We start from the raw sequence: 16,105 nt of genomic DNA on the forward strand, positions 1-16,105 counted from the left end.
CTCCACTCACTCCTCGGTTGCGAAACGGTCGACACGGCCGATGGGGGTGTCGGGGCGCCAACTGAGCATGGGGATATGGGCGTTGAACAGCTCGCCGTTCTCCTTGGTGGCGGGGGCCGGCGGGTGGGCCAGGTGCAGCAGCACGTCGTCGTAGCTGTCGAAGGCGGTGTGGAAGTCCATGCGGTAGGCGAAGTCGTTGTCCTCGCCGCCCCAGCCCTCGTACCGTTCGTCCATGCCGCCGATGCGGTGGAACGCCTCGGTGCGCACCCACAGGCAGCAGCCCGGGGGCCGGCGGAGCACGAAACCCCGCAGGTCGGCGGTGTCCGCCTCGGCGGCCCCGGCCAGCACCCGGGTGCGGATGGCGGCGTCGCTGGCCCGTTCCCCGAGGTTCAGCATGTTCCGGTAGGTCAGGTGGCCGCTGGTGCCGGGCCGCCGGAACCGGGCCGCGTTGCGGGCGACGAACTCCCGGTCCACCAGGACGTCCGCGTCGAGGACGCAGATCGCCTCCGCCGCGCCCGCTGTCTCGACCACCCCGACGTTGACGGCCCACGACTTGTTGAACAACCCGGGTTTGGGTGCGAAGACGTAGCGGTCGGTGCGGGCTTCGACGGCCTGCCGCCACCGCGGCCGGTCGTCGGCCTCCACCACCGTGACGCGGTAGCGGCCCCGGTCGTAGGACTGGTCCGCGAGGGCGGCGAGACACGCCAGCAGGTTACGCAGGCGGGCGCCGCCGGTGTCGCGGTCCCGGAACGGGATGACGACGACAAGCTCCGCGTCCTCGTCGGCTCGGCCGGGCGCCGGTGGGACGGCGAGCAGCTCCTGTACGTCCACCGGATCGGCTCCGGTTCGGTACCGCGCGCCGAGATGATGTCCCAGCCGGTTGACGCTCTCCGCCTCCCACGCCGCGGTGAAGACCGGGACGGAGTACGGGTCGTCCGCGCCCCGGGCGGCGAGAGCGGCGGTGAGCGCGCGGTGCCGGGCCGGGTCCTGCGGGTGGGCCGCCAGCGCCCCGGCCGACGCGGCGATCACCGGATCGGCGTGGCCGGTGGCCGCGTCGAGGACGTGCTCCAGGCGCGGTCGCGCGTACTGCCAGTACAGCAGGCAGGCACGGCGTGCCTCCGGGTCGTTGGCCACCACGATGCTGTCGGCCACCGCTTGCGCCAGTACCCGCGGGTCGGTGGACATCAGGGCGGTCATGTGTGCCTCCTGGGCCGGGTCGGTGGGTGCGCCGCGGGTCCGTACAGCAGTCCGGCGGCGGCGAGGGTGAGCAGAGGCACCAGGGTCAGGGCGGCGGGCAATCCCCACACTTGGGCCAGGGAGCCGATGACGGGTGGTCCGGCGAGGAAGCCGAGGCCGCCGATCGCCGTCACCACGGCGACGTCGCGGGCGGGCCGGTGACCGCGCAGCCGCCCCGCCGTCTCGATGGCGGTCGGCACGACCAGGGACAGTCCGGCGCCCAGTGCGGCGAAGCCGGCCAGCGTGACCGTCGCCTGCCCGGTCGCGAGCGCTGCGCCGAAGAGCACGGCACCGGCGGCGGCGCCGTACGCCGCGGAGCGCGGACCGCCCCAGCGCGCGGTCACCCGGTCCCCGCACAGCCGGGCGACCGCCATGGCCACGCAGTAGACGGCGTACCCCAGGGCGGCGAACCCGCTGCTGCGCCCCAGGTCCTCGTGCAGGTGCACGGCGGCCCAGTCCGCAGTCGCCCCCTCGGCCGCCAGCCCGCACAGACAGGCCAGCGCCAGCACGGCCAACGCCATCCGGTCGCGTGCGGCGCCCGCCGACTCCGCTGCGGGCACGGGCGGGTGGGTGCCGGTGCCGGTGGCCGGGGCGGTCGCGGCGGACGCCCTTTCGCCGGACGGCGCGGTGGGCGCCCCGCACGGAGCCGACGGGACCGGTGGCACCGACGGGGCGGACGGCACCGACGGCCCCGACGGAACCGGCGCCCCCGAACCGGTCCGCGAGACCCGCCCGGCGGGTGCGGGCTCCGACGGTGGCAGCCGGCTGCCGCACACGGCGTTCGCCGTGACCAGAGCCGCCGCGACCAGGGTGAAGTGCGCCACCGGAGCGATCCCCCGCGCGGCGAACCACGCGCCGGTCGCAGCGCCCGTGAGGCCGCCGACGCTGTAGGCGGCGTGCAGGGAGGACATGGCGGAGCGGCCCGCCTGCCGGCCCAGGACGAGGGCCTGCGCGTTCATGGCGACGTCCGTCACTCCGAGCACCACGCCGAAGGCAGTGAGGGCCGCAGCGAGCGAGTACGGGCCGTCGGCGACGGCCATCGGGATCACGGCCGGGCAGGCGAGCAGGACGCCGGTGCGGTACACCGCGCGGCTGCCGTACCGGGTGACGAGACGGCCCGCCGCCCACTTGGCCGACAGGGCGCCCGCCGCCATGGCCCACAGGCACCACCCGAGGCCGGCGCCGCTGACGCCCGTGCGGTCCTTCACGGCCGGGATCCGCGCCGCCCAGGTGCCGAACAGGACGCCGCCGGTGAGGAAGACCAGGGTCAGCGCGACGCGGGGCCGGCGGACGTCCACGGCTTCTCCTTCCCCCTGCGGCGTCCCATCCGTCCCTGTGGTGTCCGGTGGCGCATCGGTGACGACGTCCGAAGCGTTTCCCCGCGTTCGCGGCCCGAACCGGAGCGAACAGCACCGGAAGTTCAATTTCCGGAAGAAGGAGTTCCTAGGATCAAGGTCGACCGCCGCACTACGGTGGCCCCACCGCCCGGTCCCGACGTGTCCCGGCCCAGCAGTGACGTTTCCTCAACCGCCAGCCGAAGGGAGCGACACCCCGTGCGCTTCGTTGACGAGGTCGACCAGGACGACGCTCATGTTCCGCCCCGCCCGGCCCCCGAGACCCGTCGGCTGTCCGACCTGCTCGGCGCGGCCACCGGGCCCGTGGTCCGGGACGCCCCGGCGCTGCGCGCGGTCCTGCGCGGCGGTGACGACCCCGTGCTGTACACGGCGCAGCGGGACGCCGACCCCCGCCGCCCGCTGCCCGGCCCCGCCGGCGCCCTCTACTGGCGGGGCGACCTGGTGGAGTACAGCGGCGGTGTCATGGCCGACGGCGAACCCGTCCGCTCGATCGGGCACTGGAACCCGCCCGAGCAACTGGAGGTCTTCCAGGTCGTCTCGGGCAGGGTCGTGCTGCTGATGGGCGACGACGCGACGCCGGCCACGATCTCCCTGGCCGAGTACGGCCCCGGTGACACGGCCGTGGTGCCCCGCGGGTGGTTCCACCTCACCGGCGCGCCCTGGGGACCGGCGACCGTCTTCAACATCTACACCGACCGCCGGGGCACGGGCGGCACCGACGTCGCGGGCAAGTACCACGCGCGTGCTCCGCTGCCGTACCTGATCGCCATGTCCGGCGACCGCCCGGTGGCCGAGCCGGCGGCGGGCGCCCCGGCCGTCCCGCCGGTGATGCTGACCGGGCACCTGCGCCCGGACGGCCTGGCGCTGCCGGACGACCTGCGCCGTTTCCTGACCGGGGCCGGACCGGCGGAGCTGGCGGACCTGCGCGAGCGGCTGGCCGGGCTGTCGGCGACCGGCTGGCCGCGCGCCGCATGACCGCCCCGCTGCCCCCGGTCCCGCTCCGCGCGGAGCCGGGGCCCGGCACACCCCCCGCCACCGTGCCGCCCTCGCTCGCGCAGGCCGCCGCCCGCCTGGGCCTGGACCCGGTGGGCCGGATGGACAGCGGCGGGTCGGACTCCGTGTGCGCCCTGGTGCGCGACGGCGACGGCACCCGTTTCGTCCTCAAGTACCTGCGCTCGGCCACCGGACGGGTGGACGGACACGGTCTGGGCACCTTCCGCGCCAAGGAACGGCAGCAGCGCCACCTGGCCCGGGTGGCCCCCGCCGTGGCGGCCCGGTACCTGCCCGTGCTCCACGCCGAGCACGGACCGGGCTGGTCGGCGTTCCTGCTGCCGTACAGCCCGTACCCGTCACTGGCCGACACCGGCCGCTCGGCCGGGACGGCGGACTTCGTCCGGTTGCTGGACGCGGTGGTCGGCCCGCTCGTCGACGAAGGCTACGCACCGGGCGGCCATCCGCCCGCCCCGGATCTGTGGCAGTCGGTCTACCTGGAGCGGCTGCCCCGCCGCCGCTGGATCCTGCGCCGTCATCTGCCCGCGGACCTGTGGCGGGACACGGTCGTCGTCAACGGCCGGCGGGTGCCCACCATGGAGCCCCTGTACCGGGCGGCCGGTGCCCCGCGGGTCGCCGCCCTGTTCACCGGGAGCCGGCTCTCCCTGCCCGTGCACGGCGACCTCAACCTGCGCAACGTCCTGGCGGACCCACGCCCGTGCGCCGCCCCCGAGTTCCACCTCATCGACCCGCGGGGCACCGTCCGGCCGTGGGACGTCGTGTACGACCTGGCCAAGATGCTGTTCACGCTCACCCTCTTCGACGACTGCATGCGCACCGGGTACACCGTCCACTCGCCCGCTCCCGGCGAGTACACCCTCGCGCCGGCCGGGCCGAGCGGGCTGCGCCATGCCGTGCCGGGGTTCCTCGACCTGCTGCCCCGGGTGTGGGAGGGGCTGGCCGCCGCGGGCCTGGGCGACGGCCCGTGGCTCGCCCGGCTGCTGCTCGCCCACGCCAGCCACGTCCTGGCCGAGTCGGCCTGCCGGCTCTCCGACCGCGCCGCCCCGCCCGCGACCCGGCTCAACCGCGCCCTCGGACTCCACCTCGGCGGACTGCTGCTCATGGACGACCTGCTACGGCGGCTCGACGGCGGCGGACCACCCGACGCCGCCGCCCACCTGGCGACGACCGGCGCCGCCTGACCCGGCCGCCCGGCCCACGACGAGATGCCCCGGAGGTCTCCCATGCCGTCCGTCCGTTCCGTGACCGCGCGCGAGGTGCTGGACGCACTGGCGGTGCCCACCGTCGAGGTGGACGTGGTCCTCGACGACGGCAGCCGTGGCCGTGCCTCGGTCGCGGGCGGCATCTCGCGGGGGCCGTTCGCGGTCGAACTGCGCGACGGCGGCGACCGGTTCGCCGGGCTGGGCGTCACCCGCGCGGTACGGGGGGTGCGGGAGACCATAGGGCCGGCCCTCCACGGCCACGACGTGACGGACCAGCGCGCGGTGGACCGCCTGCTGTGCGACCTCGACGCGACCCCCGACAAGTCGAGGCTCGGCGCGAACGCCACGCTCGCCGTCTCCGCCGCCGTCGCCCGGGCCGCCGCCGCCTCCACCGGCGCCCCCCTGTACCGGCGGCTGGCCGGGGACGGGACGCCCACGCTCCCGGTGCCCCAGATGAACGTGCTCTCCGGACGGGGCCCCGGCGCCGTCACGGACGTACGGGAGTTCATGCTCGTGCCGCACGGCGCGTCGTCGTTCCGGCAGGCCCTGACCTGGTGCGCGGAGACCCACCGGGCGCTGCGCTCCCTGTCGCGGGCCCGCGGCTGGGCGACGGCGGTCGACGACGAGGGCGCGCTCGCGCCGCCGGTGGACGGCAACGACGCCGCGTTCGCGCTGCTGGCCGAGGCGATCGAGGCAGCCGGACTCCGGCCCGGGACCGACGTCGCCGTGGGGATCGACGTCGGCCCCGGGCGCCGGGCCGACGGCACCTACCGGTTCGACGGCGCGGTGCGGGACACGGAGGGCATGATCGGTCTGTACGCCGGGTGGCTGGCACGCCACCCCCTGGTCTCGGTCGAGGACCCCCTGGACGCGGCGGACCGGGCGGGCTGGACACAGCTCACCGCAGCGCTCGGCGACCGCCTCCAGCTCACCGGCGACAGCCTGTTCGCCGGGCAGGCGGAGCGGTTGCGCCGGGGCATCGCCGACGGCGCCGCCAACGCCGTCCTGCTGAAGCCGGGCCAGCTCGGCACGCTCACGGAGACACTGGACACCATGGCGCTGGCCCGGGAGAGCGGTTACCGCTGCACGGTCAGCCACCGCACCGGCGAGACCGACGATCCGCTGATCGCCGAACTGGCCGCCGCCACCGGCTGCGGACAGCTCAAGAGCGGCGCGCCGGTCCGCGGTGAACGGGTCGCCAAATACAACGAGTTGCTGCGCATCGAGGAGGACCTCGGCGCGGCGGCCCGGTACGGCGAGCGGACGGAGGCGCGGTGACCGACGAGCTGATCACCGCTCGGCTGCGTCTGCGCCGGTGGCGCCCGGACGACCTCGGGGCGCTGACGGCCCTGTTCGCCGAGCCCAGCTTCTCCTGGCATCCGTTCCGCCGCGCCCGCTCCCCCGAGGAGGCCGCGCGGTTCCTGGAGGGGGTCCGTGACCACTGGGAACGGCACGGTTTCGGCCGCTGGGCGGTGTGCGCGCGCTCCGACGGCCGGCTCCTCGGGTACGCCGGGCCCGCCGCGTCCTCCTGGCCGCCCGTCCCGCGCGGCTGGGACATCGGCTGGCGGCTGGCGGCCCGGGCCCGTGGCCGCGGCCTGGGCGGCGAGGCGGCCGGGGCCGCGGTGGCCGACTGCCTGGACCGCGGGGTGCGCCCGCTGGTGGCGGTCGTGGAGTCGGGCAACGACGCGAGCCTGCGCATGTGCCACCGGCTCGGGATGCGTGAACTGGACACCAGGACGCACCCCGCGTTCGGCACCGCGCACACCGTGTTCGTGCTGGCCGACGACAGACCCCTGAGGCGGAGGGACGCGAAGTGACCGAGACGGTGCGCGACAACCAGCCGGAAACCGATACGGAAACGGGGGAAGCGCACGGAACACCGCCCTGGCCCGGGACGGCCGTACCGTCCGCGCTGCTTCCGCTGCCCCGGAGCTGGAGCCTCCGGCCCGGACCGCCGTTCCGGCTGGACGCGGACAGCGAGATCGACGCCGGTCCGGGCACGGAGGACACGGCCCGCTGGCTGAGCGCCACCGTGGGCGCCGCCACCGGCCTTCCCCTGCCCGTCCGGGACGGCAGCGCGCCGGGCGTGCGGCTGCGCCTGGACGCGAGGACCGAGCGGTCCCTCGGCCCGGAGGGCTACCTGCTGGAATCCGGCCCGGCGGGCGTGACGCTCACCGGCGGCGGTCCCGCCGGACTGTTCTGGGCCGCGCAGACCCTGCGCCAGCTGCTGGGCCCCGCGGCCTACCGCCGGGCCCCGGTGCGCCGGGACGCGGTCTGGACGGTGCCGCCGGTCGTCATCGAGGACGCCCCGCGCTTCCGATGGCGCGGACTCATGCTCGATGTCGCCCGGCACTTCCTGCCCAAGGACGGGGTCCTGCGCTACCTGGATCTCATGGCCGCGCACAAGATGAACACCCTGCACCTGCACCTGACCGACGACCAGGGCTGGCGGGTGCAGATCCGGCGGTACCCGCGGCTGACGGAGGTCGGCGGCTGGCGGCCGCGCAGCAGGCTCGGCCTGACGTCCTCGCCGCTCTGGGACGAACGCCCGCACGGCGGCTACTACACCCAGGACGACGTGCGGGAGATCGTCGCCTACGCCGCCGACCGGCACATCACCGTCGTACCGGAGATCGACATGCCGGCCCACTCCCAGGCGGCCATCGCCGCCCACCCGGAGCTGGGGGTGGGCGACGTGGTGGACACGGCCGCAGTGGAGGTGTGGACCGAATGGGGACTCAGCCCCAACGTGCTGGCCCCGTCCGACACCGTCCTGCGGTTCTACGAGCACGTACTCGAGGAGATCCTGGAACTCTTCCCCGGACCGTACGTGCACATCGGCGGCGACGAGTGCCCGATGGGGCAGTGGCGTGCCTCGCCGTCGGTGCAGGCCCGCAGGACCGCGCTCGGCCTGCCCGACGAAGTGGCGTTGCAGCACTGGCTGAACCGGCACTTCGCCGAGTGGCTGGCCGAGCGCGGCCGGCGCCCGGCGGCCTGGGACGAGATCATGGACCGGCGGTCCCCGGCCTCCGGAGCGGGCGCCCAGGCAGCCGCCTGGGCCGACACCGGCGCCGCGTTCGGGGCGGTCTCGGGCGCCGTACGGGCGGATGTGCGGCCCGACGCGCGACCTTCCGCCGAGTCCGATCTGCCGCCCGCGACGACCGTGCTGTCCTGGCGGGGCACCGCCGGCGGCGTCGCGGCCGTCCGCGCGGGCCACACGGCGGTGATGTGTCCGGAGGAACACCTCTACCTGGACCACCGGCAGGCGGCGGAGGGCGAGCCGGTGCCCATCGGCTACGTGCGCACACTCGCCGACGTCTACCGGTTCGAGCCGGTTCCGGCGGGCCTCACCGAGGAGGAGGCCGGACGCGTGGCCGGCGCCCAGGGCAACGCCTGGTCCGAGGCCCTGGAGACCCCGCAGCGCCTGGACTACCAGGTGTTTCCCCGGCTCGCCGCGCTGGCCGAAGTGACCTGGTCCGACCTGCCGGCCCCGGCCGAGCGGGACGTGGCGGAGTTCGAGGCGCGGATGGCCGGGCACCGTGCCCGGCTGGACGCGCTCGGCGTCGACCACCGCCGGCCCGGCGGCCCGCTTCCCTGGCAGCGGCGCCCCGGTGTGCCCGGCCGGCCCATGGCGTGAATCCATCCACGGTTGGCCCGCAGGTCGCGCTGCCCTCGCCGTGCGTTCAACTGTCCACGAGATTGCCCTCTTTGACGTAGCAGGCGGCCGGGGTGCCTCCCTAGTCTGGCGCGACGGACCGTCGACCACGGGGAACGATGAACATGCGCAAGCAGGGTCAGGACGAGCAGCGGGCGGCGAAGGCCGCACCGGCGCCGCGGCAGCCGTCGCCCGCCCCGCAGCCGCCGTTGCTCGCCCTCCAGCGCACGGCCGGTAACGCCGCCGTGGCGCAGACGCTCAAGCGGTCGGCGAGCGCCGGCGAGCGGCTGACCGCCGCCCCGGCGCCCGCGACGCGGCACGCCCGGGACGGCCACGCGCACGGCGCCCCCGTGCAGCGTGCGGAGACGGACACCGACGGGCGCGAGGCGGGGACGGGCGAGCGCCGCAGGGTGCTGGTGGTCTGCGACGAGAGCGGGCTCGGTCTCGGCGGTGTCCCGGTCTTCAACATGGAGCTGGTCAAGGGACTCCACCACGACCACGACGTCACCCTGCTCACCGTCGACGCGCACGCCGACTACGACCATGGCAAGACGACCACCCAGCACGGCGGTGCCCGCGTCGTCAACGCCTCGGTGCCCGGTGTGGAGGAGGGCCGCGACCGCCTCGACGTCGTCGCCCAGGGCTCGCCGGGCGAGTACGGCCTGCCGACCGGCAAGGACGCCTTCGACATCGTCATCGGCCACTCCCGGTTCTCCGGGCCCGCCGCGCAGAAGATCCGGAACGCCTGGTATCCCAGCGCCCGGGTGGTGCACTTCCTGCACACCAGCCCCGTACGCCTCGACAAGATCAAACAGGCGCCGAAGAAGGGTGCCGAGAAGGCGATCAAAGAACGTGCGGCCATGCAGAAGGCCGATCTGGTGGCCGGGGTCGGATCGCTGCTCGCCAAGGAGGCCGAACGGCTCTCCGAGGGGGTACTGCGCGTCCCCGCGCTGCACGACTTCGTCCCGGGCACCGAGGTCGGCGAGCCGGTCGAGCCGTCCCTGCTCAACCAGGCCAAGTACATGCTGCACCTGCCGCGCAAGCTCAAGGTGCTGCTGCCGGGACGGGCCGCGGACGAGATCAAGGGCGTGGAGGCGGCCGTCCAGGCCATCGGTATGCTGCGCCGCCCGAAGGACCAGGGCGGTCGCGGACTCGATGTCCGGATGACGATCCGCGGCACCCCGGACCCGGAGAAGGAACCGGAGAACTACGCCAAGTGGAAGTCGATCGTCGACACCCACGGCGCGGGCGGGGTCATCATGCGCCCCTTCAGCAAGAACCCGGCGGATCTGGAGCACGACCGGGAGACCACCCACGCGGTGATCATGCCGTCGCTGCACGAGGGGTTCGGGCTGGTCGCCACCGAGGGAGCGGGGCGCAGCCTCCCTGTCCTGGTCAACGGGGAGAGCGGCGCGGCCCAGTTCCTGAGGCAGGTGACCGACGGTTCCTTCATGGGGGTCGTCGACGCGCCCTTCAACGTCGACTCGGCCGGCGGCAAGGAGGTCGCGGGCGGCGCCGACTCGCGGGCGCGGGCGTGGGCCACGGCCATCGAGAACCTGCGGACCAACCTGCCGGGCGCCCGCGACGAGGCGGAGCGCCTGTACGAACTCCTCAAGGGCTACTCCTGGCGGCACGCCGCCCAGGCACTGGTGACGGCCACCATGGCGACGGCGCCACCCCTCCGGGACCCGTCGCGTCCGGCGGACGAGCCGTACCACGGCGCGGTCACCCGGCAGGGCCTGAACGGCACCGTGGAGGAGGTCAAGGACCAGCGGGGTGACTGGGCGCCGCACGCTTACTGGGACGGCTCGACCCCGGAACCGGCCGGACCCTGGGACCCGGCGGAGCAGAGGGCCCACATGGAGAAGCTCGTCCTCGCCATGAAGTCCGGCCCCAGACGGAGCAACTCCGCCGAGGTCCTGCATTCCGGCCGGCACACCGGCATCGACGGCAAGGAACGGCCGCGGCCCAGGGACGGGGGGACATGGCGAAAAGAGGAGAACTGACGGCGCTGCTGCGCTACCGCAGGGCACAAGTCGACCCCGTGGACGCCGGGTTGCCGCGCCGCGGCGGCCGGGGCCGCCGGGCGGCCGGCCTGTCCCAGGCGCAGGTGGCCCAGCTCCTGTTCCGCACCGAGCGGTGGTACGGCCAGTTCGAACGGGGTGGCATCGACGCGCCGCCCCCACAGCTGCTGGAGGACGTGGCCCGCGTACTGCGGATGAACGAGCAGGAACGGGCCTCGCTGTACCTGTACGCGCTGGGCCAGGAACCTCCGGACCGGTCCGCCGGCGGTCCGCAGGACGACCCCGCCCACGACACCCCGGCCGGCCTGTCCTGGGCCGGTCTGCTCGACGACGTGTCACCGCACCCGGTGGCCGTCACCGACGTCGCCTGGACCGTCGTCGCGCACAACCGCGGCTTCGCCGCGTTCCACCGGGCCCTCGTCGGCGAGCGGGCCGGAGAGGGGACCCCGGACGGCTTCAACCTCCTGCACTGGCAGTTGCTGTGCGAGGAGGCACGGGAACGGCAATTGCTGGGCTGGGAGGCCGAGTGGGCCCGGTCGGCCGCCGCGCGTCTGCGGTACTCACTGGCCCGGCACCCCAACAACCGGCGACTGCGCCGGATCGAACGGGAGGTGCTCGCCGACCCGCGGGCCGAGGCGGTCTACCGCGAGTGCGCCCACACCTTCGAGCCCGAACGGCACAGCCACCCCATCCGCCTCGACGGCTGGGGCTCGGGACGGCTGGCCATCCTCTCCATGCGGCCCTACAGCGTCAGCAGGACGTGGCTGAACATCATGGTCCTGGAACCGGAACCGGAACCGGCGCAGCCGGGCGTGGCCGGGGCCTGAAGCGGAAAGAGACCCGGGACGAGTTCGGCGAGCCGGTGGACATGCCGTCGGCCGAACCGGAGAAGCGGCCGGCTTCCGACATGGATTCCCCAGCGGTCGATCGCTGGAACACGTCAGACCACATGGGAGGGACCTGCCAGCGCAGGTCGCCTGTCGTGACGAACCGGCTAGGGGGTTCCTTCGGGAGCGCACGAGCTGCCGTCCACTCGTCCTCGCCGCTGCGGCAGGTGATGACGCGTCGGACCGGATGCCCGAGGGACTCCTCCCGCCACCGGCCCGTCGTCTCGGCCGTCCTCCGATGTCCGGGCATGTCCGGGCCCTGTGCGCTCCAGCTGGAACGGTCGACCGCGCCTGTCTCGAGGGACCCGGCGCACGAGCTGCCCGCCACCGCTCACGCCGATGTCCGCTGCCCGCCGTCAGGTCACAGGGGCGGCTGGACGGACGTCTACGCCGGCGCGAGGCAGCTGCCGCTGACGGGGAAGGCCGGCCTGTTCCCGGAAGCCGGAGGGGAGCCCCGACCGCTCCCGGACCATTGCACGGCAGAGCAGCGGGAGCCCGCGGAGATCCCGTGTCCCACCGGCGCCGGTCGTGGCCCGGCCTTCCGGACCACCGCCTGCAGGCCCCTGCGGCGGGCTTCGCCCCTGACCCGAGCAGCCTTCTGCCCGGCTCGCGCCCGCACGGACCGCCACCGGCAGTACGGCTCCCCTGGGGGGCCGTCCGATCGGCTGCCGAGCGCTGCCCAGCGCACACGTCCGCCCCGTCCTCCGTGGTTGAGGACGGGGCGGACGTGCGTCGACGGTCAGGCGCCGTTCTGGTCGCGGAGCGCGTGGACGGCGCTGCCGGTGAGGGTGTCGTCCTGTTGCTCGTAGTGGGAGAGGGCGAGTCCGAGGCCGAAGAAGGTGGGGGCCCATTCACCGACGAAGAGACCCCAGCGGTCGGCCCGGGCTATGCCGGCGCCGGGTTCGGCGCTGAGACTGGTGGCCCAGGCGGCGACGGTGAGGCCGATGGAGGCGAAGGCGGCCAGGTAGGCGTGTTCGCTCTTGACTCCCATGTCATGCATCTTCTTGACGATCATGATGACTCCGATGTGACGTGTGGGGTTCATGTGCCGGAGTGCCCCCTTCGGTGGGCGGCTATTCAACCCATATCGGAATGATGTGAAGTTCCCGTCGGCCCGTGGGCCGGTCCTGCTCGGGGCCGACAGGAGGTTGCTCGCTCCGCTGGTACCGCGGTCGCCGGACGAGCCCGGGCGTCGGACCGCCGGATCACCAACGGGAGGGTCCGCAAGATCCGTACCGAGTCTCGGGGCGTGGTCTGCCGCAACGGCACGGGCTCCGGCAGACGGGTGCACCCGCTTCCGCCGCTACGCCCTCGACGGGGCGTCCACCTGGGCTCCGCAGGAGATCCGGGCCCTGCGGATGCCGACGGCGGCACCGACTGGCTGGTCCGGATCGACTCCCCTGTCGCCCGCGCCCGCCAGTGAGCCGCCACCGGCCGCCGAGGAGGTGGCACCGGCAGGGCGAATCGGACGATCACACCCTCGGTCGATCTCTGCGGTACGGACGGACAGGTGAGCCGCCTCGGCGTCAATGCCGAGCCGGGGCAGTCGCCGTCGCCGCGATCGGCCGGGCCGGGCGTTGGGCCGGGCCCGCTTCCCCGCTGCGGATTCCATGGCGAGTCGGCGCACATCTCACCGCGGGATCGCATAGAGGTTCGGCGCTTTCCCGCAGGGAGCGAAGTCCCGGCGAGCGGCCTGGATCAAAGAGGTTTCCGCAGGTCAGGCTGACATGTGCCGTTACGGGGCGGGCTCCGCGCCGTCCTGACCGGTCTCCGGCCGCCTGACCGGCTTGCGCATCCGGCTCCGGGACGGTCCGAGGGGGGCGGCGAGCACGTCCGCGGACACGCCCCGGTCGCGGGCCGCGCGCGGCGCGTCGTCCCGGAGCCGTCTCCAGCGCCGGGCCGCTCGCTTCCCCGCCGTCCCTCGCTGCGCCGCACGGCCGCCGACACCGGCAGCCTGCCCGGCGCGCCGTCCCGCCGCCGTCCCGTGCGGCCCCCTTCCTCGGCCCGGATCCGCCTGTGCCACCGCGGTCCAGCGAGGGAGAGGCCGTCCCCAGGAGCGCGGGGCGGGCGTGTGGAAGCCCGCGCGGCCGGGGCGCACGGGCAGGCGGGACGGGTGGGGCGGACGCGGTCAGCGGGGCTGCCGCAGCCCCGCGACGAGCAGCCGGACCATCCGGCGCGCGTCGTAGCGGTCGTCGCTCTCCGCGCCGACGCAGAGGTTCCCGACCCCGCGCATCAGCGTGTACGCCTCCAGGCCGGGGCCGATCTCGCCCGCCTCCTCGGCCGCCGCCAGCAGCCGGCCGCACACGGGGGCGAGCCGGTCGAGGAAGGAGGCGTGCAGTGCCTGGAAGCCGGGGTCGTCGGAGTTCAGCACGGCGGCGAGGCCGTGCTTGGTGACCAGGAAGTCGGCGAAGAGGTCCACCCACCGCCCCAGGGCCTCGTACGGTGTCGGGCAGCTCTCCAGCAGGGCCGGACCGGCCTCGGCGCACGCCTCGATCTGGTGCCGGTACACGGCGACGACGAGATCGGCGCGGGTCGGGAAGTGCCGGTAGACCGTGCCCGTGCCGACCCCGGCCTCGGCCGCGATGTCCCGGACCGGCGCGTCCACGCCCGACCGGACGAAGACCGCGGCGGCCGCGTCCAGCAGCGTCCGCTGATTGCGCCGGGCGTCCGCCCGCCGGGGCCGCGCCGTGCGCTCCGCACCTTGTCCGTCCGCGGTCACTGCCACTCCCTCCGCCGCCTCTTGCAAAGCGGAACGTTGTTCCGTATGTTTAACGGAACAAGGTTCCGCTTGTTCCATCATGCCGGACGGGCGCCGCCGCCACCAAGCCGCGCCTCCGCGTCTCCCTCATCAGCATGCTCGAAAGGCACCTCCATGTCCGAGTCCCAGCCGTCCGGTTCCCAGCCGGTGACCGTCCCCGTACCGGTCGTCTCCGTCAAGCCCGTCGTCCTCCCGGCCCCCGGCCGGGGCGACGACCTGCGGGTCCAGGTCTCCGCCCCCGTCACCGGCCGCGACCTGCCGGTCGTCGTCCTCTCGCACGGCTACGGCGGGTCCCTCGACAGCTATGCCCCGCTGGCCGACCACTGGGCCGCCCACGGCTTCGTCGTCCTGCGGCCCACCCACCTCGACTCCCGCACCCTCGCCCTGCCCGCCGACGACCCCCGGACCCCGCTGATCTGGCGCACCCGGATCGACGACCTCACGCGGGTCATCGACCACCTCGCCGGCCTGGAGGCCGCCGTACCGGGCCTCGCCGGACGGGTCGACCACGGCCGGATCGCCGTCGCCGGGCACTCCTGGGGAGCCCAGTCGGCGAGCATGCTGCTCGGCGCCCGGGTCCTCGACGCCGACGGCGCCCCCGGCGATGACCTGACCGACCCCCGGGTCACGGCCGGAATCCTGCTCGCCGTGCCCGGACGCGGCGGCGCCGACCTCTCCCCGTTCGCGGCGGAGAACTTCGCCTTCATGAACCCCTCCTTCGACCGGATGACCACCCCGGCCCTCGTGGTCGCCGGCGACCACGACGACTCCGCGCTCTCCGTCCGGGGACCGGACTGGTTCACCGACGCCTACCGGCTGAGCCCCGAGGAGAAGAGCCTGCTCACCCTGTTCGGCGCCGAGCACTCGCTCGGCGGCATCACCGCCCACGAGCACACCGAGACCACCGACGAGAGCCCCGAGCGGGTCGCCCTGCTCCAGCGCCTCACCCTCGCCTATCTGCGCAGCGCCCTCGGCCCCGACGACGACGCCTGGCGGACGGCCGCCGCCGCGCTCGCGGCCGAGCCCCGGCCGCTGGGCCGGCTGGAGAGCAAGTGACCCTGCCCGCACCGGCCCGGTTCGGCATCATGACCGCACCCTCGCAGGTCGACTACGCGGACCTGCTGCGGGTCTGGCGCGAGGCCGACACCGTCCCCGGGATCGAACACGCCTGGCTCTTCGACCACCTGCTGCCGATCTACGGCGATCCCAGGGGAGTGACGTACGAGGGCTGGACCCTCCTCGCCGCGCTCGCCGCGCACACCCGCCGGCTGCGGCTGGGCGTGATGGTGACCAGCAACCGGTTCCGGCCGCCGGCCGTCCTCGCCAAGATCGCCGCGACCGTCGACGTCGTCTCCGGCGGACGCCTGGACTTCGGCATCGGCGCCGGGTCCCGGCCCGACGTGCCGATGGCCCGGCGCGAGTACGAGGCGCACGGCCTGCCCTACCACGACGGGGCGCACGCGGTCAGCGCCCTCGCCGAGGCGTGCGCGGTGATCCGCCGGCTGTGGACGGAACCGGAACCGTTCGACTTCACCGGCGAACACATCCGGCTGGCCGGCGCCTTCGGCAACCCCAAACCGGTCCAGCGCCCGCACCCGCCGGTCCTCGTCGGCGGCCGTGCCTCCGCGACCCTGCGGGTGGCCGCCGAACACGCCGACGTGTGGAACTACCCCGGCGACGACGTGGCGGACGCCGTCCGGCGCGGCGCGCTGCTCGACCGGCACTGCGCCGACCTCGGCCGCGACCCCGCCTCGATCACCCGCTCCCTGGTGCTGCCGGTCTCCTACGACGACCCGGCGCCCGTCCGCGAGACGATTCGCCGGGCCACCGCCGCGGGGTTCCGCCACCTCGTCCTCATGCTGCCCGCGCCCTACCCCGAGGGGGTGGCGCGCTGGCTCGCCGACGAGATCATCGGGGCGCGGCCGGTGTGACGCGCGGGAACGGGGCGTGCTCCCGCCGGAGAGCACGCCCCGCCCG

13 protein-coding genes are annotated in these 16,105 nt (G+C 74.7%); 9 read left to right on the forward strand and 4 right to left on the reverse strand.

Features of this window, described 5'->3' with window-relative positions; genetic code table 11:
- Nucleotides 1–6 precede the first annotated feature (6 nt).
- Together Sdagh_RS22815 and Sdagh_RS22820 are read right to left on the reverse strand one after the other, a co-directional pair.
- Nucleotides 7–1,197: a galactosyltransferase-related protein gene (locus Sdagh_RS22815; RefSeq protein ID WP_190010505.1), complete on the reverse strand. Its 1,191-nt coding sequence runs from the start codon at nt 1,195–1,197 to the stop codon at nt 7–9.
- Nucleotides 1,194–2,534: an MFS transporter gene (locus Sdagh_RS22820; protein WP_190077155.1), complete on the reverse strand. Its 1,341-nt coding sequence runs from the start codon at nt 2,532–2,534 to the stop codon at nt 1,194–1,196. The genes Sdagh_RS22815 and Sdagh_RS22820 overlap by 4 nt, the downstream gene beginning before the upstream one ends.
- Before the next feature lie 255 nt (nt 2,535–2,789).
- Between Sdagh_RS22820 and Sdagh_RS22825 the strand changes: the two genes are divergently transcribed.
- From Sdagh_RS22825 to Sdagh_RS22855, 7 genes are all read left to right on the forward strand, one after another.
- Nucleotides 2,790–3,566, forward strand: a complete 777-nt coding sequence (locus tag Sdagh_RS22825; protein ID WP_190077154.1) for a cupin domain-containing protein — start codon at nt 2,790–2,792, stop codon at nt 3,564–3,566.
- Complete coding sequence (locus tag Sdagh_RS22830) at nt 3,563–4,783, forward strand: hypothetical protein (RefSeq protein ID WP_190010502.1); 1,221 nt, start codon at nt 3,563–3,565, stop codon at nt 4,781–4,783. The genes Sdagh_RS22825 and Sdagh_RS22830 overlap by 4 nt, the downstream gene beginning before the upstream one ends.
- Before the next feature lie 42 nt (nt 4,784–4,825).
- Entirely contained in the window at nt 4,826–6,082 is a 1,257-nt protein-coding gene (eno, locus tag Sdagh_RS22835; protein WP_189418320.1) for a phosphopyruvate hydratase, read from the forward strand.
- A complete protein-coding gene (locus Sdagh_RS22840; RefSeq protein WP_189418321.1) occupies nt 6,079–6,621 on the forward strand; it encodes a GNAT family N-acetyltransferase in 543 nt (180 codons plus the stop codon). The genes eno and Sdagh_RS22840 overlap by 4 nt, the downstream gene beginning before the upstream one ends.
- Before the next feature lie 95 nt (nt 6,622–6,716).
- Nucleotides 6,717–8,441 (forward strand): beta-N-acetylhexosaminidase, encoded by a 1,725-nt coding sequence (locus Sdagh_RS22845; protein WP_189418565.1) that lies wholly within the window; start codon nt 6,717–6,719, stop codon nt 8,439–8,441.
- 143 nt (nt 8,442–8,584) lie between these two features.
- Entirely contained in the window at nt 8,585–10,465 is a 1,881-nt protein-coding gene (locus tag Sdagh_RS22850; RefSeq protein ID WP_190077153.1) for a glycosyltransferase family 4 protein, read from the forward strand.
- Entirely contained in the window at nt 10,444–11,310 is an 867-nt protein-coding gene (locus Sdagh_RS22855; RefSeq protein WP_190077152.1) for an MmyB family transcriptional regulator, read from the forward strand. The genes Sdagh_RS22850 and Sdagh_RS22855 overlap by 22 nt, the downstream gene beginning before the upstream one ends.
- Before the next feature lie 799 nt (nt 11,311–12,109).
- On the opposite strand, the gene Sdagh_RS22860 is transcribed toward Sdagh_RS22855, so the two are convergent.
- Together Sdagh_RS22860 and Sdagh_RS22865 are read right to left on the reverse strand one after the other, a co-directional pair.
- On the reverse strand, nt 12,110–12,385 hold the full coding sequence (locus Sdagh_RS22860; protein WP_189418567.1) for a hypothetical protein: 276 nt from the start codon (nt 12,383–12,385) through the stop codon (nt 12,110–12,112).
- Between the two features lie 1,113 nt (nt 12,386–13,498).
- Nucleotides 13,499–14,089, reverse strand: coding sequence for a TetR/AcrR family transcriptional regulator (locus Sdagh_RS22865; RefSeq protein WP_226535586.1), 591 nt, complete (start codon nt 14,087–14,089; stop codon nt 13,499–13,501).
- Between the two features lie 153 nt (nt 14,090–14,242).
- Here Sdagh_RS22865 and Sdagh_RS22870 point away from each other — a divergent pair, with 153 nt between their 5' ends.
- Nucleotides 14,243–15,184 carry an alpha/beta hydrolase family protein gene (locus Sdagh_RS22870; RefSeq protein ID WP_189418328.1) on the forward strand — a complete coding sequence of 314 codons (942 nt, stop codon included), beginning with the start codon at nt 14,243–14,245 and terminating at the stop codon, nt 15,182–15,184.
- Nucleotides 15,181–16,059, forward strand: a complete 879-nt coding sequence (locus Sdagh_RS22875) for an LLM class flavin-dependent oxidoreductase (protein WP_226535588.1) — start codon at nt 15,181–15,183, stop codon at nt 16,057–16,059. The genes Sdagh_RS22870 and Sdagh_RS22875 overlap by 4 nt, the downstream gene beginning before the upstream one ends.
- Nucleotides 16,060–16,105 lie beyond the last annotated feature (46 nt).

Origin of the sequence: Streptomyces daghestanicus, assembly GCF_020521275.1 — a bacterium.
Classification (GTDB): Bacteria; Actinomycetota; Actinomycetes; order Streptomycetales; family Streptomycetaceae; genus Streptomyces; species Streptomyces griseoviridis.